Source organism: Pedobacter miscanthi (assembly GCF_003315595.1).
Taxonomy (GTDB): domain Bacteria; phylum Bacteroidota; class Bacteroidia; order Sphingobacteriales; family Sphingobacteriaceae; genus Pedobacter; species Pedobacter miscanthi.
In genome coordinates this window covers 20,920-43,133 of the sequence record NZ_QNQU01000026.1, presented here as the reverse complement: position 1 = coordinate 43,133, position 22,214 = coordinate 20,920, and the positions used below count along the sequence as shown (strand labels likewise).

Here is a 22,214-nt window from a genome sequence, read left to right as displayed (position 1 = left end):
ATCTATCTGCCCGCTTTGTTTAAATTGTTAAAATAATCCTGGTACAAGGCCGAAGCCGGACCAGCATTTTGTGTTTGTGGCTTCGTTGGTTCGATACTGATCATTTTTTGTATGGCCTGCTGAACCAGATCAATATCTTTAATTATCAAATTATCTATTGTGCTTAATTTTCTTAAACTGACAAGTGCATTTAAATAAGTAGAAGGATGATCGGCTGCGGCACCAATCATATATTTTTCGGTTTCACTGAGTAAAAAGTGATCGTTTTCGGTAAACTTTTTGCCCATTTTTCTGCTTTCTAAAAGGGCAAGTGCGGTTTTTAGCGAAGCTGTTCGTTTTTCTTTCTGCTCGAAGCTCATTTTTTGTACAGGTTGTGTAATCTTATCGAGTTCACCGCTTAACCGCTTTTCGGGTTTTAATGCTGCAACCTTAACCGTGGTTTTGGCTACGTAAGCACGAGATTTTTGTTGCAGGTCTTTAAGCAACCTCAAAGCTTTATATTCGTATGGCAAAGCTTCCTGCGGTTTGTAGGTTCTTAAACGCAGTTCAGCATTCCACATTTCGGTTAAAACAGCTTTTAACTGCGCTTTCATTTCCGGCTCGAAAAAAGTGGCATCTTCTGCAATATCGTGTTTGTGCGCATATTTGTCCATAATGGCACTTACATCACCAAATTTTTCACCTTCGGCTTTGTGTTCGGTATGTTCATCATGGTCGTCGTGATCGCCACCAATTTCAGTCTCGTTTTCTTCTCCCAAAAACTGACCATAACGCAACCTCAATAACTTTTGGTCGATGCCGAGGTCGTTGCTTCTGGTTTTAAAAATGGCTGCAGGTAAGGTGGATTGCTCTTTTAATAATTTCTCGGTATCGATAATGATCTGCCTTTCGCTCCTGAAATATTCGGGTACAAGGTTTACGCCGTTGGTCATGCCTGCCAGACTCATTAACTCTGTAGTATCCACAATCGAAACAAAATACATATCCGAGCGGCTCGATTGACCGTGATTATCCATCGCTTTGATGAAAAAGTAAAGCTCATCACCTGGTTTCATACCCAGGCTTTTTAGATCGATGAGTTTATTTAAGGAAACATTTTTCTTATTATCGAAATTGGTATTGAAAGAGAGCTTTTTTTCCGTAAAACTTACACCTTCACCTTTACCACTGGCCATCGTAGCCGAGATAAATGCGTCAACGATACCATAATCATCAGTGAGCGATACACTCAAGTCGAACTTTTGTGGCTGACCGATATCAATGGTGGTGTGCTGCTTAGGTTTAGTAATTTTAATGGTAACGGGCAAATCGGGGATCACTTCGATCTGGTAGAGATCTGATTTTTTACCATCAAGATCAAGCTGGTAAAAACCCGATTTATTAATGGTTTTGGTGAAACTCCACTGCGTATGCGCTGCATTTAAAGCTTTTAATGATAAGGTTTCATTGTCGTTAAAAATGAGTTTTAGCTTTTTGATCGCAATATTCGTTTCAATTTTCCAGTTCACTGTTGCTCCTGTTTCGGCGTTAATGGTAAACTGCTTTTGTTTCCGTTCTGCTTTTCTGGTATAAGCAGGAGGAATAATGGTTGCACTGAAATCTGAAATTTCTGCAGGGATATTTTCTTTAATCAGTGGAACTGAAGTTTTGGCTTCTGGTGAACTTAAATCTGTTTTTTTGATTTGAGGGATTTTACTGATCCCGAAACTGATTAATAGCGCAACAAGAAGTATTGTTAAGCCAAAATATAATTTCTTTGCCGGCTCTTTCGGTTGTGAAAGGCGTAGAATGATGTTTTCTATCTTATTACGTTGCAATTGTTGCAGCATGGATAATTCCGTTTCGTTTTGCAGCAGCAGATCAGCACTTTCTTCCAGTTCGGGATAATGATTGTTCACAAATCTTGAAACATCAAGATCAGTGGTTTTCCAAACCGGTTTGCTGAATAATAAAATGGCAAGGGCAAGCGGAAAAATAATTGCAAAAATCCAGATGGGGGCATGCAGCAGATAAAAACCTGTAACCGATAAAAGCAAAGTAATGGCCAAAGCAGTGGCTATAGTACCGATCAGGTAAAAACTGATCCACCTGATTTTTAACCTACGTATCCAGTTTTTTCCTTCAGTTTTTAACATATTGTGGTTTTTTTCTGAATGATAAAATACGTTCGGTAGCAAAAATCAAAAGTGCAGCAATCCAAAATATAGTGGCAAGGGGCTTATTTTGGGTGGTTTTTGTTGCTAAAACAGTTTTATTGGCCTCAATTACCGCTTTCTGTTTAAGCGATACTATTCTTTGATCGGCAGGGTTATTTTCGAAACCAAAATCTTCCGGATTTTTATCAAGGATGACAATTGGCATCAGTGCTTTTACAAATAAAGGATCCCAAACGAGTTCGTTCCATTGTGGATTAAAACGGCTATAAAAATGGAAAGTACTTAAATTACCAATCCTTTCTTTTGCTAAAATTGCATCCCCAAAACCATCTGTCCATACTTTTTCTGCCTGATTGCCTGATGCAATTCTTTTACTCAATTTGAGTTGTTTTCCATCAATTTTAATAAAAGACGGCGTAGTGAGTATTTTTCCTTTTTCGTATTGAAACAAGGCACCATCCGGAGCAATTGATGATTTAAAAGCTGCTGAAACGGTTTCATCTGATAACCAGAAACCGATGGTAGCCTTGCCTGCCGGAGGGTTAATGATTATCTTCCGTTGGGTAAAACTGCCAATGGCTTTCAAAGCCGCAATAATGTATTTACTGTCGCTAATTCCGGCTCCTTCATGTATCGTTATGTTTACCGGCGTGTTCTCTGATGTGTTTAAAGCCTGATAAACAGTGCCTGATGGATTGGATTTCGCTTCATACTTTTTTCCTGCATAAGTGGCGATCCAACTACTTAACGTATCGCTTTGGTTGAGCGGAATCCAGTTCAGTTTATAATTTACAAGAGGCAATTCATTCCCAAAACGGTTTACACGTTGATCGGCAAAAAGATAAACCTGCGCCCCTGCAGGAACGGTTTGATCGGCTGCACTAAGTAAAGTGGTATAACTGAGGTTATTTTGCGGTTTAATTTGATTAACAACAGTATCATTTAAGCTTAATAGCGAAAAACCCGCATTAAAATCATGAATTTCGTAACCATTTTTTAACAATGAATCGATCGTTTTTTGATGCGATTTGAAAACCCTCGGAAAATTGTTTTTATCGACCAAAATCCAACCTGTTTTACTACTTTTTGATATTGTTTTTTTAAGATAGGGTTGTGCCAAAAGAAAGGCCAGCAGCATCAGCAGTAAACAACGCAATACAAACAAAAGCCAGTCGTTAATTTTAAAACTTTTGGAGCTTGCACTCGAACTTTCTCCCAGCAAAGCGATGCTGCCTATTTTGATGGTTTTGCCCTGTTTTACATTCCATAGGTGTATCACAAGCGGCACAATGATGCCTGCAAGCGCAAATAAACCTATAGGATATAAAAAATGCACGGTTAAATTCTGAGTTTACTTCTTTGTTTTAAAAAATCCCTTAAAGCCTGATCCAATGCTTCGTCGGTAGTGATGGTACGGTAAAAAATCCTTCTGTCTAGCAGTTGTATCCTGGTATTTTCCAGGTAAGCGTTAAGCTTATGCTGGTAATCTTTTCTTGCTTTGCTTTGATCAATCTGGATGGTTTCTCCGGTTTCAAGGTCCTCAAAATTGGTGTAACCTTTAAAATCAAGATCGAGTTCGTTTCTTGATAATATATGGAAAACCACAATTTCGTGCCTTAAAGTATTCAGTGTATCCAATAATTTGATGATTTCGTCATCTTTCTGGTAAAGATCAGTTACAAAAATCAGCAGTTCGCGTTTTTGGGCACCTGCGAACAACTCTTTATAATGAATGGGCTTGGTAAATGTTCCATCAGGGTGGATCTGCTCCAGCTGATAAAACAAACGGGCCAGATGCTGGTAATCCTGCCTGGGCGTCATGGAGAAAATACCCGAATTCTTTAATACATATAATCCAATGGCATCGCCCTGCAAATTAGCGAGATAAGCTAAGGATGCACCCAGGTATTTTGCATAATCTATTTTGGTAAAATCGCCATCATTGTGGTTCATTGAGGCACTGGCATCAATTAATATACGTACGGCAATGTTGGTTTCCACCTCCGATTCGCGGATGTAATAACGGTCTGACCGGGCAAACATTTTCCAATCCAGTGAGCGAAGATCGTCGCCAGGCTGGTAACTTCTGTATTGGCTAAACTCTAATCCAGGCCCTTTTACGGTACTTTTGTTAATACCGTTCATAAACCCATCAATCGTCATTTTAGCCGATAATGAAAGGTCTTTAATGGCCATCAATATTTTTGGATCGAGCAGTTTACTCATTAAATATTGGCTTTTGGTTTCGAAATGGCTTTGATCAGTTCGTCGGTAACTTTGTCTGATGAAACATTTTCGGCCTCTGCCTTAAAGTTCATCAATACCCTGTGGCGCAATACCGGATAGGCCATGGTCTGTAAATCTTCTAAAATTACTGCATACCTGCCTTTAAATAAGGCCCTTGCCTTTGCCGTTAAAATTAATGCCTGCCCTGCACGTGGTCCAGCGCCCCAGCGCACCCATTCTTTTACAAAGTTTACGGTAGTGGTATCAGGTCGGGTAGCGCGGATGATTTCACTTACGTATGTAATCAGGTCGTTGCTGATACTCACCTCACGGGTGATGGCCTGAAGTTCTTTGATTTCCTCAGCACCAATAACCGGGTTAATTACGGCTTTTTTGCTACCTGTTGTGCTGCTTAAAATCTGTGTTTCTTCTGCTGAGGTAGGATAACCAATTTTGATATATAAAAGAAAACGGTCTAACTGTGCTTCGGGCAAGGGATAGGTTCCGGCCTGTTCAATAGGATTTTGTGTGGCAAGAATAAAAAACGGGCGATCTAAAGGGTAGGTTTGTCCCCCGTAGGTTACCTCAAACTCCTGCATGGCCTCCAATAATGCCGATTGTGTTTTTGGCGGAGTTCTGTTTACTTCATCCGCGAGGATAATATTGGCGAACAGCGGACCTTTGTTAAACTTGAAAAAACGTTTCCCGGTTACATGGTCTTCTTCCAATATTTCGGTGCCCACGATATCGGTTGGCATTAAATCGGGTGTAAACTGGATTCTCCGGAAAGAAAGGTCTAAGGCCTGCGACATGGTTCTTACCATTAACGTTTTTGCCAAACCGGGTACGCCTTCCAAAAGGCAGTGTCCGCCGGCCATTAAGGCAATCAGCATTTCTTCAATGATCACATCCTGACCCACAATAACTTTCTGTATTTCGGTTTTTAACAGTGAGATCTTATCGATCAATATTTTTAGCTTGCTTTCTGAACGCTCCAAAACGGTTTAATTTTTAGTTTGACGATATGGTGCTTCAATATAGGGCATATTAACAGATAGTTTTTAGCCCTGTGGAAAGAATATCAAAAAATTTACACGATAATTGGCATAAAAAAGCAGTTTTATAAAAAATGAAGGTAATTTTAGGGTGATGCAGAGAGCTAAATTTACATTTGCGAGGTTAAAATACAATTCCGGCGATTGGGATACCGATCAAAGGATGCCTTCCAATCTTTTAAATTCCCTTTTAGAATATACAACTATTCCTTTGGATGAGGAGGAGAAGATTGTTGAACTGGGCAGTAAAGATTTGTTTAAATATCCTTTCTGTTATTTAAGCGGACATAAACTGGTGCAGTTCAGTGCGCAGGAAGCCGTAAATTTTAAAACCTACGTGCATAATGGCGGTTTCGTTTTTGTTGACGACTGCAATCACGATATTGATGGTTTATTTGCCCGTTCTTTTGAAACACAGATGAGTAACCTGTTCGGTGCACAGGCGCTGAAAAAAATTCCTAATAACCATGGTATTTATAATTCTTTTTTCAAGTTTGAAAAAGGACCACCAACCACATCATTTGAATTAAACGGCTGGGGAGACGACCTGGTGCACGATTATCTGAAAGCAATTACGGTTAACAACCGGATAGGGGTATTGTATAGCAATAAGGATTATGGCTGTGAGTGGGATTACGATTTCAGGAATAAACGTTTTCTGGCGGAGGATAACACCAAGTTCGGGGTAAATATCATCCTGTATGCGATGGGGATTAACAGCTAGGTTTTTTTCTGGTGCTGTTAGATTTTACCAATTGACAGACTGAATAGTTTGTTTATTATCTACTACACCTTTTCTCTATATATTAACCATATAAGAAATATAAGAACATGTAAGCGCGTTGAGCTTATATGAAACTTAAATGTCTTATATGGTTCAAAAAAGATATTGGTTCATTTATTTTACCACCTGAGTCACCTGCGCGCATCTTAGTTTTAAATGGGCGATAGTCCTCTTAGGTGTACTAAGGTGACTTAGATGGTTCAAACGAAGTAAGCGAGATAGTTAGGTATTCGGTTCTATACTATCTATACTGTTAAAATACAAGCCCTTTTCTCTATATATTAACCATATAAGAAATATAAGAACATGTAAGCGCATCGAGCTTATATGAATCTTCAATGTCTTATATGGTTCAAAAAAAATATGCTATTGGTATTGCCAATCTACATTACATATTTATTTTACCACCTGAGTCACCTGAGCGCATCTTAGTTACATTTGCATAGAGTCTTTTTAGGTGTACTTAGGTGGTTCAAACGAAGTAAGCCAGATAGTCAGGTATTCGGTTCTATACTATCTGTACTGTTAAAGTTCAAGCTCAGTTGTTCGATCATGAACATTATCTGTCCGATATTGAACAGGTGTTGGGTGTTGATTTTTTGTAACCCATTGATTTATAATTTGTTTAGCTATTTTTTAAATTTGGTATGCACTTGGATATAAGCAGGTTATCGAATAAGATTTAAATCAATCATTAGAAATGTTCAGATTAAACATAAAAATTGCCTGGCGGAATGTCTGGAGAAATAAAACTTCTTCACTCATCAATATTATTGGCCTGGCAATCGGTTTGGCCTCCTGCCTGTTGTTGTTGCTATACGTAAATTACGAATGGAAATTTGATAAACAGTTCAAAGGCGCTGATCAGGTTTACCAGGTATTGACCAATTTCGAAGATGCAAACGGAAAAATTACCGGAACGGGTGATGCAACAGGAAATACTATAGCTGATATTTTAAAGGAGAAAATTCCGGGGGTAGAAACCGCTACGCGGATTGGTTCTTTCGGTCAATCGTTAATTGCCAATAAAGAAAATAGCTTCAGGCGAGACGCAAAATTTGCAGATCCCGGTATTTTGAAGATTTATCAATATGAATTTATTCAGGGAAACCCTAAAACAGCTTTAAATGATCCAGAATCGGTTGTTTTAACAGAACAAACTGCTAAAGTATTGTTTGGTACTACCGATGTACTCAATAAAGAAGTACAATTTGATAATAAAACGGCTCTGAAGGTTACTGGTGTCGTAAAAGATTTGCCAGCGAATATGTCTAACCGCTTCGATCTCTTAATGCCCTGGACTTTTTACCAAACGCTTTTTGATTGGGTGAAAGAGCCGAGCTGGACAAATTTTAACTGGCAAACCATCGTTAAGCTAACGCCCGGAACCAACGTTAACCAGGTAAATGAAAAGATTAGAAATCTGATTAAAGAAAACAGTACAACCAGGGCCGAAAGCTTTTTGTTTCCACTGGCCGATAAACATTTGTATGGAGAGTTTGTAAATGGCATAAGTGTGGGTGGAAACATCGAAAGAATTTACCTTTTTATTGGTCTTGCCCTGGGAATATTGCTTATTGCATGCATTAATTTTATGAATATGGCCACAGCCAAATCAGAAAGAAGGGCGAAAGAAGTGGGCATTAAAAAAACAATAGGGGCCAACCGGACATCGCTTGTTGCGCAGTTTTTAACCGAATCGATGTTGTTAATGGTTATTGCAGTACTCATTTCGATCGTTATTGTAGAAACTACACTGCCTACTTTTAACCATCTATTAAACATTAAATTAGCCATCAATTATCATAACATCAGCTATTGGCTGGGCATTGTTGGGGTAGTTTTAATTACCGGTTTTTTATCGGGGAGTTATCCTGCGTTATATCTCTCGTCTTTTAACCCAATCCAGATTTTAAGGCGTAAAGGCGCAGGTGCAAAAAAACTTCCATTTACGTTAAGGCAGGTTCTGGTAGTTGGTCAGTTCTGTTTTGCCATTATGCTCATCATTGCTACCATGGTGATTTATAAACAGATCCAGTTTATTAAAAACCGCCCGGTGGGTTATGATATTAATTCGATTGTAGAAATGCAACAGGATGGTGAATTGTACGGTAAATTTGAGGTTTTTAAATCCGAGCTGATCAAAAAAGGAGCGGTTACTTCAGTAAGCCAGTCTTCAGGCAGTATTTCGCATGATGGTTCTAATTTCTGGAATTTCGAATGGCCAGGAATGGCCGAAGCCGACAAACAGATTGTTTTTAACCAGATTGCAACTTCCTATGATTTCATCAAAACCAATGGTGTTAAACTGCTCGCTGGACGCGATTTTTCTAAAAATTTTGCTTCTGATTCTGCTGCGGTAATGTTAAGTAACTCCGCCGTAAAGCAAATGAACCTCAAAAATCCGGTAGGTACCATAGTGAAATATCACGGTAACGATGCCAAAGTTGTGGGGGTATTTGATGATTTTATCTGGGGTTCGCCATATTATCGCGACAGGCCAATGGTAATTGCCTTTAGCAAAGATTGGTCGGGAAATATTACTATGAGGCTAAATCCTGATAACAGTTTAAGTAAAAATATAGAAATCATTACACAGGTGAGCAAACAACTTAATCCGGCCTATCCGGTAGATATTAAGTTTGTAGACGAACTTTATGCCGAAAAGCTGCAGGGTGAAAAGATTTTAGGCATACTATCCAATCTTTTCGGTGGATTAGCTATTTTTATTTCCTGTTTGGGACTTTTTGGTCTGGCCGCCTATAGTGCCGAGCAACGTACTAAAGAATTTGGTGTACGCAGGGTTTTGGGTGCTTCGGTAAACAGCATTATGAACCTGCTATCGGTTTCTTTTATGAAAATGGTGCTGATTGCTGTTTTTATCGGTGTGCCTGTAGCCTGTTACTTGATGAACCAGTGGCTCGGTCATTTTGAATACAAAACAGCTATTTCATGGTCGATTGTATTGACCAGTGTATTCGGAACCATGGTTATTGCTTTTGCTACCGTGAGTGTACAATCGTACAGGGCGGCAACGGCAAATCCGGTAGATGCATTGAAATATGAATAATTCAGTTAATAATTTGCAACTCATCACAACAATAAACCAATTTAACAATTTATACCTGTAACCCTAAAATTATCGCAATGAAAAAATTTCTTTTTTTATTTATCTCATTTTTTATCTGCACTACTATAGCATTTGCCCAAACAAATGCGCCGGTAGTTGATGATTTTAAAGATTATACAATTAAACTGGAAAACAGCAGGCGGGCAGCTTCGGCAAAAAAAGATTATGCTACCGCTGCCGGTTTAATGAGCCAGTGGGTTGATCAATATGAAAAATCTACGGTCGAAATTAAAAAAGAATATAAGCCTTATTATCCGGGGATGTATTATAACCTGGCCTGTTATGAAAACCTGCAGGGGAAAAAGCTGGCAGCATTAAATGCATTGGATAAAGCAGTTGCAATGGGCTATTCAAACTATGCCAATACCCTGGTTGATACCGATCTTGCCAGTCTTCATCAGGAGAAACGTTTTAAAACTGCCCTGCAAACATTAAGGGAACGTGGTGATATGAATTATGTCCTCCAAAAATCGGCTCCCTACAAAAACGAACAGGTTAAAGATTTACCAGCTTTCAGTTATCAAACTGCAGATGCCGCTGAACTGGTTAAATTTAAAAAAGACTTTAATCTTGATTCGGTAGCCGGCAACGGAGATGAAATCAGTAAAATAAAAAAACTGCTTCACTGGGTACATAATGTTGTACGCCATGATGGTGGTTCGGATAATCCAGCCTTAAAAAATGGGAAAGACCTTATCGCCATCTGTAAAAAAGATAACCGGGGTATAAACTGCCGGATGATGGCCACTATTTTAAAAGATGCTTATCAGGCAGAAGGTTTCAAGGCGAGGGTAGTTACCTGTATGCCAAAAGATACCACCGATTTCGATTGCCACGTAATTAATGTGGTATGGAGTAATACACTGAATAAATGGGTATGGATGGATCCAACTTTTAATGCTTATGTGAGCGATGCGAAAGGAAATCTCTTAAGCATACAAGAAGTACGCGAACGTTTAAAAACAGGTGCAGATTTAAGCTTAAATGAAGATGCCAACTGGAACAATAAAGAAAAACAGACTAAAGAACATTACCTGGATTATTACATGTCGAAAAACCTCTACTGGATACAATGTGCGGTAAATAGCACCTGGGATTTGGAAACCTATAAAAAAGATGGCCCCGTTACAGCATATATCAACTTATATCCGGGAACTTTTAATACCATTCATCAGCCAAAAAAGGTTACCAAGGGATCAGTGACTTATGCAATCAGCAATCCTGAATATTTTTGGCAGAAACCTTAGGTTAGTCCTTAGTCTGGAGTCCATAGTCCGATGTCTATATGTTACCTTGTTAAATAACCAAAACACGCATAATACAGCCAGTGCAAATTCTTAAAAAGAAAGTACTGGCTTTTTTATGTATAATGATGAAAGGTATAAAATTGTTTACTTATTTTTGTTTTGAGGTAAACTATTGTTTACTTTTGTTTGCGGGAACCAATTCTAGGGCAATGAAGTGGAGCGAGCTTAAACGGAAATTAAAAAGTGCCGGTTACGAATTTTTAAGGGATGCCAAAGGAAGCCATGAAGTGTGGCATCACCCTGAAAGGCCGGGAAGCGAAATTATTATTGCAAATCATCCATCCAAAGAAATTGGAACCGGTTTGGCGCAAAAAATATTAAAGCAGGCAGGATTAAAATAATCCTTGCAATAGGTTCTTCAATACCTGAAATTGAGGCAGATAAAAACAATAGCTAAAATTATACCCTGATAATTTAAAAAATTGAACACCATGTCGAAAATTGAATTTATTGTAGAGAAAACCGGTACCGGTTTTTCTGCATACGCATCGGATGACTCATTGCCAATTGGTACTTCCGGTGATGATGTAACGGCGTTAAAAAACAATATTGTAGACGCTTATAATTCCTATGCGGAAATCAAGGGCTTAAATGAAATTACCATTGATGAGGTATTAATCAGGTTAGATGTTAAACAATTCTTTGATTATTATAAAATAATTAATGCCAGTGCTTTGGGTGCAAAAATAGGTATGGATAAAACCCTTATCTCGCAATATGCAAATGGGCATAAAATACCAGGGCCAAAACAGGTTGAGAAGATTCTTAATGGGATTAAAAAGTTAGGTCAGGAGCTTTCTTCCTTAAATCTCTCTATTTCATAAACATCTTAAGGTTTTCAATCTGGATTAAAAATCTATCAATACTGTTCAAAATATTATGGCAATGAAGTGATTACCTTTTAAATTTATATTTTTGGTTTTCTAATCACATACCATTTTATGAAACTACTTTTTAGATTTTGTTTACTTGGGCTTTTAACAGGTTCATCACTTGTAGCCGGTGCACAAACCGTTACGCTCGATTATTTTTTTAACCGCGAAACCCGTAAAGATAAACAGGGCAAAGAAATTCGTTTTCATTACCTTTGGAGTGAACAGGCGATGAGTGGTTTCTCTATTTTTGGAAATATATTTAAAAAGGAAGGTTTTAAATTAGATTCGCTCGAAACCGCACCAACATTGGCCAATTTAAAAGGAAGCGATGTTTATTTAATTGTAGATCCCGACCGTCCGAAGGAAAACCCTAAGCCTAACTATATCGAAGCCGATCATATTGCTGCAATTTCAGCCTGGGTAAAGCAGGGCGGGGTATTGGTGATGTTTGCCAATGATAGTGCAAATGTAGAATTGCCGCACTTTAATAAACTTGCCAATGTATTCGGTATGCATTTTACCAACGAAATGCAGAACCATGTAATTGATGACGCCCATTTTGAAGATGGTGCCATTGTAATCAAAAACAATCCGGTGTTTAAAACAGCTAAAAAAATCTTTATGAAAGATGTGTGTTCAATCGAAACCAAAAACGCTGCAAAACCAGTATTAAAAAATGCTGCCGGCGCCACAGTTATTGCCACTGCCAATTTTGGTAAAGGCAGTGTGGTAGCCATTGCCGATCCCTGGTTATACGATGAATACGTTAACGGACGTTTGCCAAAGGAAATGGGTTTCGAAAATGACAAGGCAGCACAGGATCTGGTACTTTGGTTAAAAAGCCTCGCTAAAAAATAATAGTTTATAGTTTATCCAGCTTAAAATAACCTAAATGAATCTCATCTTCAGGTAATCCTGAAGATGGTTTTATTTCAATGTGGTATTTTTGCTTCGCCTCCTCACTTAAAATATCCTCTATTTTATAAATATCATCCACATCGATGCCGTATTTTTCGTCGATATGCGAATTTGCGCCTTTCATCGAATTGGTTTTAAAAAACACGGTCTTTTTGGCATCCTGTATGGCTTTTGCACGCTCATCGTGCACCGATAATACAATATGGTGCTGCTCGTACAATTGACCGGATAAATAGCCGCCGAGATTGATAAAAAACAATTTATGTAATGAAAATGGTGTGTGCTCGTCCCTTAATCTGATACTGACTTCGTAATCATCAACCTTATTTACTTCTCTCCAGCCATCAATATGCAGGCTGTTTCCTGCTTCCGGCCAGAAAGCCTTAATCTCAGGAACAAGTTCTTTTAACGACCGGGCAATACCGAAAAAATAGTCATGCTGCTCCACATTCCGCTTCGGGGCTTTTGAGCCCAGTAAAATCATATATAATTTTAAATCGTTCATTCGTATGGTTAAATGTTTAAACTGCTTGATCGGTTAATTCTGAATAGCGAATTGTTTAATTCTTAATTGTGCATGGCCAACTGAAACTTATTAATTGGATTAATCGGTTAATTATTTACCCTTCGATAATGTTCAGGGGGTTAACTAATCGGATACACATAACTCTTTTAACAGCAATTCTCACAATTGGTTCATATTTATTACAACTTTTGACCGCAATCGTTATCTCTATCGAAGTATAACGTCTTAAGATGACCTATTAAAGCAGATCTCTCCCTGCCCGAAGCAGGCGGGCATTCCACTTTGTTTCAGTCGAGATAACGGTCTGCCTGAGGTGTTATTTCCACTCCGTCAGACCTCCAATCCCGGACTTTTTACTTAATCCAAAACAATTTCTTCTTTTTACGATTATATCAAAGCAAATGGATACGAAAACAGCAATAAAGAAAATCGCCATCATTGGCGGCGGACCAAGTGGTCTTTTCATGTACAAAAGATTAACAGCGTCGGAGACAACCGATTTTGAAATTACCATATTTGAACGTAAAGATTACCTGGGGGCCGGTATGCCATACAGTGCTGAAGGTGCCAATGTTGAGCATATCACAAATGTATCCGATAATGAAATTCCTGTTATTTATAATTCTATCGAAGATTGGGTGAAAATTGCACCAAAATCAATCTTAAAAAAGTTCGACATTAACGAAGAAAAATTTAATGAATACAAGGTGTTACCAAGGTTATTTTTTGGTGAATATCTATTCGCTCAATTTAATTTATTAAAAGAAGCTGCGGCAGAAAAGGGAATTAAAACCAGCATACATTTAAATTGCGTGGTAGAAGATGTGATTGATTTTCCTGAGGAAGATAAAGTTGCTGTTTGTATTAAAGATAAAAATAAAGCCTATTTCGATCAGGTAATCATCTGTATCGGGCATAACTGGCCAAAGAAATATGAAGGCAAAATTCCTGATTATTTCGATTCACCTTATCCGCCTAAAAAAATTGAATTAAAACTTAACCATGCGGTCGGGATTATGGGCTCATCGTTAACGGCAATTGATGCGTTAAGAACACTGGCCCGCAACAACGGGAAATTTGCCGACAATGAAGATGGTACTTATTCCTATCAGCTGGAGAGCAAAGGTTTTAAAATTGTAATGCATTCGCGCAGCGGACTGTTACCTGCTATCAGGTTCCATTTAGAAGATTCGCACCTGGGTAAAGATGAAACTTTAAGTAAAGCCGAAATCCATAAAAGTATAGCTGAGCATGGAGGCTTTTTACCACTGGATTTTGTATTTGAGAAGAACTTTAAAGAGATGTTTATTGAAAAAGATCCTGCTTTTTATAAGAAGATCAAAAACATGAACCTCGAAGGTTTTGTAGAAGCCATGATGGGCTATCGTGAAAAAATGGAGCCTTTCGAACTTTTCAAAAAAGAATACCTTGAAGCCGAAAAATCGATTGAAAAACGAAAATCTATTTACTGGAAAGAAGCACTTGCCATTTTAAGCTTCGCGATGAACTACCCTGCCAAATACCTTTCTGCAGAGGATATGGAACGCCTGCAAAAAGTGTTAATGCCGCTGATTTCTATTGTAATTGCATTTGTTCCCCAGAGCTCTTGCCGGGAGCTGTTAGCCCTGCATGAAGCCGGCGTGTTAAGTATTGTTGCAGTGGGCGATGATGCAGAGGTAAAACCTTTAAAAACAGGCGGTGCAGATTATCATTACAAAGCAGATGGTAAAGAGATAACTACACATTTCGATACATTTATCGATTGTGTTGGTCAGCCGCACCTTTCTTTTAAAGATTTTCCATTCAAAAGTTTAATTAACGAAGGAACATTGAGCCCTGCCAGGTTACAGTTTAAATCTCCGGCACAGGGAAAGTCCGAAATGAAACATAACGATTTGGTGATAAAAGAAGATGAAAATACCTACTTTTTAACCGTACCGGGAATAACCATTAACGATCATTTTCAGGTAGTAGATAAAGATGGCGAAGCCAATAAAAGAATTTATATTATGGCCGTTCCATACATTGGCGGTTATAACCCCGATTATTCGGGAATAGATTTTTGCGAGGCTGCATCGGAGGCTGTGATTAACAGTATCTTAGCTTAAATACAAAGGTAAATTTTTATCATGGCAGGCAATCTCTTAAATATTTTTAAGAGATTTTTTGTTTTTAGTAAATTGATAATCAGTTGTTTATTTATTTTTTGAGAATTTATAGTTTTTAAAAAACAAACGTTTGCGCTTTGTTTGTGTCCCCCTGTATTTGATGTCATTTTACACAATGCTTAGCTGTATTTAAAAATCTATATCTTATCAAAATCCGATTACAGTGGGTTAATTTTTGTAATCAGGATAATTGTCATTTCAATGTTTTTTTAAGTGAGAGGTACAATATCTGAACTTCATTTTTTAAAAACTTCTAAATATCCATCCTGCGGTTATTTTAAAATCACTTATGTGCCTATAATTAAGTGATTAACGCGATTTTTTAAGCAAACGTTTGCGTTGAAAAAAATAAAAATCAAGCTTTCTTAATCTATATCTTGCATTAACAAATCATAACGAGCCGATATTTTTATTTTAGTATTACGAGCAAAAAATCTTGTTTAACCGCCAAGAGCACTATAAATAATAAATAAAATAAAACCTCTAACCAAGGTATAACAAACAAACAATAACTAAACCATTTATGGTACAGTATATCTGGGCTATAAATAATAACTAATCATCCAAATCTTAACCGTATGTTCAAAAATTTTACTTTTTGTCGCCTGGCATTGCTATGCCCAAAATCTCCAAACAAAGTAAATTCTCAATTACGCTTTAACAACAGCGCTAATCTTTAACACTAAAATTTAATAAAAACTAATCAAATGGTTAAAATTTACACAAGCATTTGTTTTGCCGTGTTTTTATCTGTTTTTGGATTTCAATCTTTACATGCCAGCGAGGTATTGATTAAGGGGAACAACAGAAATTATTTTGCCTTTCAGCAGGATACCTCAAAATCTAAAAAAGATCCATCCACTTATTCTGTAAAAACAGATACGATAGGGCAAATGATCAGGGCGTTGCAGAAATTTAAGGCAGCACGAGATACCGTTAACATCCGTTCGGTTGCACCAGTTCCAAATTTATCGCTGCAACAGGTTATTAAAGGAAACCTGGCAGGGGTTTATGTACAGGAACCAAACGGAGAACCCGGAACCGAGCAAAGTATGATTATACAGGGTACATCGGGCCTGCTTTTTAACAAAAAAGACATTTACGCTTTACAGCCGGCAGTTTATTTAAACGGAGTGCCTTTAGTAGCCGATAATCCTTTCGCTTTTGATGTGCAGAAATACGATTATAACAGGATTGGTCCGGCAACCAATTTATTATCACAGGTTGATATTAATAATATACAATCCATTACGGTAATTAAAGATCCTTATGAATTGGCCAAACTAGGCCCTAACGCAGCCAATGGAGCTATTTATATTACTACCAAAAATGCAAAGGCAGGATTAAGGGATATCAGTCTTAACTCTTACTTTGGGTATGTAACTGCACCAAAAGTAAATACCGTTAACGGTGTGTATGAGAATAATTTCAGGAGTCAGTTTTACCAGAAATATAACCCTGCGGGCAGTCCGGCTTCTTATTTACGCGATTCTACCAATGTGGCTTACTTCGGGCCTTCTAACTGGACGGATCTATATTATCAGAATGCGCCAACCTTTTCGGCCGATTTAGGTATTACAGGTGGTACAGAACGGGCGAACTTCAGGTTTTTTGGCTCGGGTACAAAAAATGCCGGAAATGCCGATAACACCGGAATTAACCGCTATAACCTGTTTTTTGGCATCAACATGGCTCCCTTTAAATGGCTTACCGTGGCAAGTACAGTTAATACGGCCCGTTTAGACCGCACCCGGAACAGAAGTTTACGCGATCGTTTTGCCGAAACACGCTATATTCCTGATTTAAGCAGTCCGCTATCTCCAAATTCCGATTCGTATTCAAGTTATTTAACCCAGAACGAAAGAAATGTAGATAATAATCGCTCAACGGTATTAAATGGAAATTTAACGCTGAGTGCCAAGGTTAATAAATTTGTGATCTCCACCACCGGTTTGTTTAATTATAACGAAGGCGTGAGGGATTACTTTATCCCATCAACCTTATTGGCAGGCATCAGCTATGTATCCAATTATTTCGGATATAGCCAAAGGGTAGCCATAAACAATACAGTTAGCTATAAATACGACATCAATAAAAACAATACCGTCGATTTTGAAGTTGGGCAGAGCTTGCAGGGCGATACCTATAAATACAATTATGCAAGGGCTTATAACGGACCGAATGATTATGTTAAGTTATCTTTTGTTGATGGCAGGCAAACAATAGGCGGCTCAGAAAACCCTGATTATCTGAATGTATTAGCCAGTGGAGGCTTTTACGTATTCAGGTATATTGATAAAGAACGCAACAACTTAATGTCGTTTTACGGCTCTGCAAAATATGCCTATAAAGACCTGTTTACATTTAGTGCATTACTCAGGAGGGATGGCACTTCAAATGGTCAGCCCGATAGTCGTTGGGTAACAACACCTGCATTTAATGCAAACTGGAATTTAAAAGAACAGTTATTAAAAGACAGTAAAACCCTTAACGCTTTACATTTAAGTGCAGGCTGGGGCAGAACGCTGAGGATTTTTCAGGATGACCGTTTTGCGGCGGGCCCACAGTACCGGTCGGAAAATGGATGGGAAGAAGAACCTACTATACCCGGCTACGGTGGTTTGCTGGGTATCAACCGTCCATACAATAGCGGTTTTATTGGTTACAACATCAGCCTGCCTTTTGCCGACAGAACCAGCGTAACCTTAGATGCTTCATTTTTAAACAACCGCCTTAATACTGCAGTAACCGTTTATAACCGCGAAGATAAAAATAACGTAATCGGTTTGCCGGTAGCAGTTGAAACCGGTTATTCTACCCAGTATAAATCGGGCATGGATATCAACAATAAAGGTATTGAGCTTCTGGTTAACGGAGCTGTTTTGCAAAAAGTACAGGGATTAAGCTGGAACACGGGTTTAAACCTGAGTTATAACCAGAATAAACTATCTGCTTTACCAGAAGGACTGAACGAACTGATTTACCAAAACGATAACAAACTTCAGGTTGGGAAATCGGTTGGCAGCTACTGGTTATACAGCAATGAGGGGATTTATAATAGCGATGCCGAAGTACCTGCTGGCAGAACCTTTAATGGCATTCCTTTAAAAGCAGGCGATCCGAAATGGGTTGATTATAACAATGATAACCGGATTGATAGTAAAGATAAGGTACTAACAGGCGATAGGTTGCCGAAATTTACCGGAGGCTGGAACAATACCTTAACCTATAAAAACTTCGATTTAAACTTCAATTTTATTTTTGCCGCCGGTCAAAAGGCAATTAACCAATACGAGGCCACCCGTTACGGCTTTGTAAACCGCGAGGCCGGAAACGACATCAACTCGGTTAAAGAAGTTTCTTCATGGCAATCGTTCGATAGCGAAAAAAATTATCCGGTATACAATCCATGGAGTCCGGTTGATGCTTACCGTACCGATCAGGATCTCTTTTTAGAAAGTGCTTCTTATATCAAATTGAGATCGGTAACCGTAGGATACGATTTTAGCAAAACAGGTCTCTTTAAAAAAGCGGGTGGAAAGTTTAGAAGGGCTTATTTATATGCCACCGCCCTGAATGTATTTACGCTAACGGATTTTTCGGGTGTTGATCCCGAACTGATCAACTATAACGGAATTTACGACGGCGCCAATATCACCATCCCACGAACATTTGTTCTGGGTTTCAAACTCGATTTATAAAATATTACCAGAATTGATATGAATTATTCTAATTATAAAATTAGTATCTGCAGATCGGTTACCCTTGCTTTAATATTAACCATGGTTGGCGTTGGCAATTTCTCCTGTAAGAAAATTGATGATGTGCAATCAACCAGGTTGGCTACAGAGGAAAGCAATTGGAAAACACTGGAAGATGCGCGTGCAAACCTGCTTTCGGTATACGGTCTGATGCGCTCGGCCACAGTATCAGATAATACCCACTGGTTAATGGGCGATTTACGCCAGGGCGATTTTCAGATCACCAACAGGGCTGACCTTAAGTCTATCGTTACAGGACAGTTAAATGCACAATATCCTGTAATTAACCGGATTACCAATTGGCGCAGGTTTTATGCTGTGGTTAATGCAGCAAGTTTATTTATTGAACGCTCAAAACAGATTATACCTTTAGATTCGCGTTATACGCAGATCAACAACAATGTAGATGTGGCACAGGCCAGGATATTAAGGGCTTTTGCGTATTTCTACATGGTAAGGATCTGGGGCGATGTGCCTTTGTTAACCTCATCGCATGATGGCGATTTTGTTAAATTACCAAGAACCGGCAAAGACAAGGTTTTACAGTTTGCCACTACCGAACTTTTGGCTGCAGCGCAGGTTGTGCCGTTTAAATATGGTGGCGATGATCCTATTCTGCCCGGACTTTATTACGGAGCGGGCTGGGCCAGCTGGAACGGGAATATTTTTACCCGCTTATCTGCCTATATTATTTTGGCTCACATAGCCGCCTGGCAGGGCAATTACCTCGATGCAGCAACGTACAGCAAATTTGTACTCGATAATTATACCCGTTCTAACGGAAGCGGATCAAACGGGATCGTATACCTCGATATGGATGCCCTAACCGAAAATGTAAATTATTACAGCCCTTTTGCTTTTAAACGTGCAACTGTACTGGTAGGCTTCCCTTTTGAGGCGGGTAACGGCTTATCAACCGCCAACGGGCATATAGAACAGTTAACCCTTGCCGAGCCTTTTATCCCTAAGGCACAACCGGAGATGTTTGTACCGAAAGACAGTATTCTCAGAATATTTACCGATCCGAAGGATTTAAGGTTCAGCATTAACCCAATTAGTGGTTTATACCGCACCAATTACTTTTACAATTTTACTTCAGAGCAGCCCATATTTAATAAGATTAAAGTTATTTATACTGCCCAAACCTCCGGCGATTTCACACTATTCAGTTCTACGATGCTCTTTAGCCGCATAGAAGAGGTTACCCTGTTAAGGGCCGAAGCCTGTGCCGTACTGGGGCAGCGTGATGAGGCCATTACAGCCTTAAACAAAGCCTCAAATTTGAGGGGAACAAGCACTTTTGATCCTGCTTCGGGTAAAAATCTAATCGATGCCATTTTTGAGGAACGCAGGAGGGAACTGATGGGCGAGGGCTGGAGATGGTATGATATTGTGCGCTACAACAGGATTAAAAATGCCAGCGGGACTTTTATCAGCAAAAATGGTACTCCGCTTACATTCAGGCAGTTTGAAAGCGCAGGTGGCATTTACTGGCCGATATCGCAGGATGTAATCAATGCCAATTCGCTTATCACGCAAAATCCATACTGGCAATAATCAATCAGAAGATCATGAAAAAGAAATTATTTAAGCATAGCCTATTGTTGCTGGCAGCCGTAATGGGTATTTATTTAAGTGCCTGCAAAAAAAGCGATTCGCCCTACTACGATTATACCAATACCGTACAAACCTTTAAAGGATCGGCCATGGATTATTTAAAATCCAAACCTAACACTTTCGATTCGCTGCTATTGGTATTGGATCGTTTCCCTTTCCTTAAAGATTCGCTAACCAACCAGCAGGTTACCCTGTTCGCCCCAGTAAACGAAAATTTTGTGGCATCGGTTAAATATTTAAACCAAACCCGAAAAGCAGAAGGAAAACCCCCGGTTTATTTAAAAACAGGAGATCCCGACGAATTATTGTACATGCTCACCAAATACATCATCAGGGGAAACAAAACCACCTATGATTATGCCGATAACGTTGATGGTATTACGCTAAACACCATAGGTTTTAATTATCCTATGCATATTAAAGCTGTAAAATCAAATGCATCAGGCTTTGTAGGCGGCGGGGCTACCACCCTCGAGTACAGCGATATGTACGGTTCAACCATACAGCTTAACTGGGTAACCACAAATACCAATGCAGTTAATATCAAAACCAACAACGCCACCATTAACATTTTAACTCCACTGCACAATTTCGGGTTTGATGAATTTACATACAGATTAGACCAATAGCCTTATGAAGATGAAAACTAAAAAATACTTTCTCAGTGTAGCTGTAATGCTATCGGCCATGATGCTCATACTGATTTCGTGTAAGAAAAATTTGCCCGATAACAGGTTATCTATCGCTAACGATAGCCAGTATACACAGTTTATATATCAGCCTACTTTGGGCAGAAACACCTTGTTTACCAATAATTTTACCTATGGCAACTCGAGCAGACCGCTTGATTTTAAAATTGTAAACATGCGCACATTTGGTGGCGAGCCTGCCCCCGAACTCACCAAATTGTATCCGGTTAAGGTATGGAAAACAGCTTACGACGGGACCGAGAAATCGCTGGCCGAAATTGAAGCAAAACGCGTAATAGAAAACCACCCGTTGTTTGAAGTACGTCCGCATTCAGGCGAGTTTTTGATGTGGGCAGAGGCAAATTCCAACATGATTAAGGCCCAGCCCGATTCGGGTTATGTTTTTGATGTGGAAATGTCGAATACCGGTGGAAGAAAATATTTTCAGAATATGCGCCTTACACCCCTGCGCGAGCGCCCTTACGAGCCATCGCCGCTTGATCCGGTAACCGGACAGGGAACAGCTACCTCTATCAGTCCTTCCGGGTTATTTATTACTGGTGTGCGTACCAATCAATTTTTGTCATCCAGCGATGTAAGGGTAGTATTCAATAAACTGCCAAAAGGATTGCCGGGTTATTCGGGGCATAGCATCAGTTTCAAATTTGTGGATACACTGGCCCAGCCTATTGATCCGAATAAGTTTGCCTTAACCGATTGGGGTAACCTGGTACACGGTTTTAATATGATAAAAGATGCTACAAAGGTAAAATTCGATGTAGCTTATCCTGTTCCGCTAACTGCATATCCTACAAAATATACCACTACTGATGGTGGTGCGGCAAGGGTAGTGTTCAGGTTCGACAGGCAGGCCTTCGGTGCCGCTTTACTTCACTGTTATCTGGCGTTAAATTTTAAGATCTACGAGGAGGGGGATTGGGAAATCATCTTCCAGTTTAAGAACGACAGACCAAAATTCGACAACGACTGATGAAACTAACT

Annotated in this window: 16 protein-coding genes; 11 read left to right on the top strand and 5 right to left on the bottom strand. The window is 39.1% G+C overall.

Annotated features, from left to right (window positions below):
- Nucleotides 1-2: 2 nt before the first annotated feature.
- The 4 genes from DRW42_RS23520 to DRW42_RS23505 are packed head-to-tail and all read right to left on the bottom strand — an operon-like array spanning nt 3 to nt 5,380.
- Nucleotides 3-2,135 (bottom strand): DUF4175 family protein, encoded by a 2,133-nt coding sequence (locus DRW42_RS23520; RefSeq protein WP_113951317.1) that lies wholly within the window; start codon nt 2,133-2,135, stop codon nt 3-5.
- Nucleotides 2,122-3,492: a BatA domain-containing protein gene (locus tag DRW42_RS23515; protein WP_113951316.1), complete on the bottom strand. Its 1,371-nt coding sequence runs from the start codon at nt 3,490-3,492 to the stop codon at nt 2,122-2,124. Before DRW42_RS23515 ends, DRW42_RS23520 begins: the two co-directional genes overlap by 14 nt.
- 2 nt (nt 3,493-3,494) lie before the next feature.
- On the bottom strand, nt 3,495-4,382 hold the full coding sequence (locus tag DRW42_RS23510; protein ID WP_244215359.1) for a DUF58 domain-containing protein: 888 nt from the start codon (nt 4,380-4,382) through the stop codon (nt 3,495-3,497).
- Nucleotides 4,382-5,380, bottom strand: a complete 999-nt coding sequence (locus DRW42_RS23505) for an AAA family ATPase (RefSeq protein WP_113951315.1) — start codon at nt 5,378-5,380, stop codon at nt 4,382-4,384. The genes DRW42_RS23510 and DRW42_RS23505 overlap by 1 nt, the downstream gene beginning before the upstream one ends.
- Nucleotides 5,381-5,531: 151 nt before the next feature.
- On the opposite strand from DRW42_RS23505, the gene DRW42_RS23500 reads away from it, so the two are divergent.
- From DRW42_RS23500 to DRW42_RS23475, 6 genes are all read left to right on the top strand, one after another.
- Nucleotides 5,532-6,161 (top strand): DUF4159 domain-containing protein, encoded by a 630-nt coding sequence (locus tag DRW42_RS23500; protein ID WP_113951314.1) that lies wholly within the window; start codon nt 5,532-5,534, stop codon nt 6,159-6,161.
- A gap of 760 nt (nt 6,162-6,921) precedes the next feature.
- A complete protein-coding gene (locus tag DRW42_RS23495) occupies nt 6,922-9,291 on the top strand; it encodes an ABC transporter permease (RefSeq protein ID WP_113951313.1) in 2,370 nt (789 codons plus the stop codon).
- A 77-nt stretch (nt 9,292-9,368) separates the two neighbouring features.
- Entirely contained in the window at nt 9,369-10,598 is a 1,230-nt protein-coding gene (locus DRW42_RS23490; protein WP_113951312.1) for a TPR end-of-group domain-containing protein, read from the top strand.
- Nucleotides 10,599-10,807: 209 nt separating this feature from the next.
- The gene (locus DRW42_RS23485) at nt 10,808-10,999 is read left to right on the top strand and encodes a type II toxin-antitoxin system HicA family toxin (protein ID WP_113951353.1); all 192 of its coding nucleotides are present in this window, start codon (nt 10,808-10,810) and stop codon (nt 10,997-10,999) included.
- A 90-nt stretch (nt 11,000-11,089) separates the two neighbouring features.
- Nucleotides 11,090-11,482: an XRE family transcriptional regulator gene (locus tag DRW42_RS23480; protein ID WP_113951311.1), complete on the top strand. Its 393-nt coding sequence runs from the start codon at nt 11,090-11,092 to the stop codon at nt 11,480-11,482.
- Nucleotides 11,483-11,599: 117 nt separating this feature from the next.
- Nucleotides 11,600-12,391: a DUF4350 domain-containing protein gene (locus DRW42_RS23475; RefSeq protein WP_113951310.1), complete on the top strand. Its 792-nt coding sequence runs from the start codon at nt 11,600-11,602 to the stop codon at nt 12,389-12,391.
- A gap of 4 nt (nt 12,392-12,395) precedes the next feature.
- Here DRW42_RS23475 and DRW42_RS23470 read toward each other — a convergent pair whose 3' ends face one another.
- Nucleotides 12,396-12,956 (bottom strand): DUF1543 domain-containing protein, encoded by a 561-nt coding sequence (locus DRW42_RS23470; protein ID WP_113951309.1) that lies wholly within the window; start codon nt 12,954-12,956, stop codon nt 12,396-12,398.
- Nucleotides 12,957-13,378: 422 nt separating this feature from the next.
- On the opposite strand from DRW42_RS23470, the gene DRW42_RS23465 reads away from it, so the two are divergent.
- The 5 genes from DRW42_RS23465 to DRW42_RS23445 all read left to right on the top strand — a co-directional run bounded on the left by DRW42_RS23465 (nt 13,379) and on the right by DRW42_RS23445 (nt 22,203).
- A complete protein-coding gene (locus tag DRW42_RS23465) occupies nt 13,379-15,085 on the top strand; it encodes an FAD/NAD(P)-binding protein (RefSeq protein ID WP_113951308.1) in 1,707 nt (568 codons plus the stop codon).
- Between the two features lie 767 nt (nt 15,086-15,852).
- Nucleotides 15,853-18,846 carry a SusC/RagA family TonB-linked outer membrane protein gene (locus tag DRW42_RS23460; RefSeq protein WP_113951307.1) on the top strand — a complete coding sequence of 998 codons (2,994 nt, stop codon included), beginning with the start codon at nt 15,853-15,855 and terminating at the stop codon, nt 18,844-18,846.
- 18 nt (nt 18,847-18,864) lie between these two features.
- A complete protein-coding gene (locus DRW42_RS23455) occupies nt 18,865-20,463 on the top strand; it encodes a RagB/SusD family nutrient uptake outer membrane protein (protein WP_244215358.1) in 1,599 nt (532 codons plus the stop codon).
- 14 nt (nt 20,464-20,477) lie between these two features.
- Nucleotides 20,478-21,152: a hypothetical protein gene (locus tag DRW42_RS23450; RefSeq protein WP_147243795.1), complete on the top strand. Its 675-nt coding sequence runs from the start codon at nt 20,478-20,480 to the stop codon at nt 21,150-21,152.
- A gap of 10 nt (nt 21,153-21,162) precedes the next feature.
- Nucleotides 21,163-22,203, top strand: coding sequence for a DUF5007 domain-containing protein (locus DRW42_RS23445; protein WP_158544390.1), 1,041 nt, complete (start codon nt 21,163-21,165; stop codon nt 22,201-22,203).
- The last annotated feature ends 11 nt before the right edge of the window (nt 22,204-22,214 follow it).

Bases quoted from the DNA above. Each gene is read 5' to 3' on its own strand.
- DRW42_RS23500 (WP_113951314.1), top strand. From the start codon at position 5,532: ATGCAGAGAGCTAAATTTACATTTGCGAGGTTAAAATACAATTCCGGC.
- DRW42_RS23510 (WP_244215359.1), bottom strand. From the start codon at position 4,382: ATGAGTAAACTGCTCGATCCAAAAATATTGATGGCCATTAAAGACCTT.
- DRW42_RS23470 (WP_113951309.1), bottom strand. From the start codon at position 12,956: ATGAACGATTTAAAATTATATATGATTTTACTGGGCTCAAAAGCCCCG.
- DRW42_RS23475 (WP_113951310.1), top strand. From the start codon at position 11,600: ATGAAACTACTTTTTAGATTTTGTTTACTTGGGCTTTTAACAGGTTCA.
- DRW42_RS23465 (WP_113951308.1), top strand. From the start codon at position 13,379: ATGGATACGAAAACAGCAATAAAGAAAATCGCCATCATTGGCGGCGGA.
- DRW42_RS23490 (WP_113951312.1), top strand. From the start codon at position 9,369: ATGAAAAAATTTCTTTTTTTATTTATCTCATTTTTTATCTGCACTACT.
- DRW42_RS23450 (WP_147243795.1), top strand. From the start codon at position 20,478: ATGAAAAAGAAATTATTTAAGCATAGCCTATTGTTGCTGGCAGCCGTA.
- DRW42_RS23520 (WP_113951317.1), bottom strand. From the start codon at position 2,135: ATGTTAAAAACTGAAGGAAAAAACTGGATACGTAGGTTAAAAATCAGG.
- DRW42_RS23460 (WP_113951307.1), top strand. From the start codon at position 15,853: ATGGTTAAAATTTACACAAGCATTTGTTTTGCCGTGTTTTTATCTGTT.
- DRW42_RS23455 (WP_244215358.1), top strand. From the start codon at position 18,865: ATGAATTATTCTAATTATAAAATTAGTATCTGCAGATCGGTTACCCTT.
- DRW42_RS23485 (WP_113951353.1), top strand. From the start codon at position 10,808: ATGAAGTGGAGCGAGCTTAAACGGAAATTAAAAAGTGCCGGTTACGAA.
- DRW42_RS23495 (WP_113951313.1), top strand. From the start codon at position 6,922: ATGTTCAGATTAAACATAAAAATTGCCTGGCGGAATGTCTGGAGAAAT.
- DRW42_RS23445 (WP_158544390.1), top strand. From the start codon at position 21,163: ATGAAAACTAAAAAATACTTTCTCAGTGTAGCTGTAATGCTATCGGCC.
- DRW42_RS23480 (WP_113951311.1), top strand. From the start codon at position 11,090: ATGTCGAAAATTGAATTTATTGTAGAGAAAACCGGTACCGGTTTTTCT.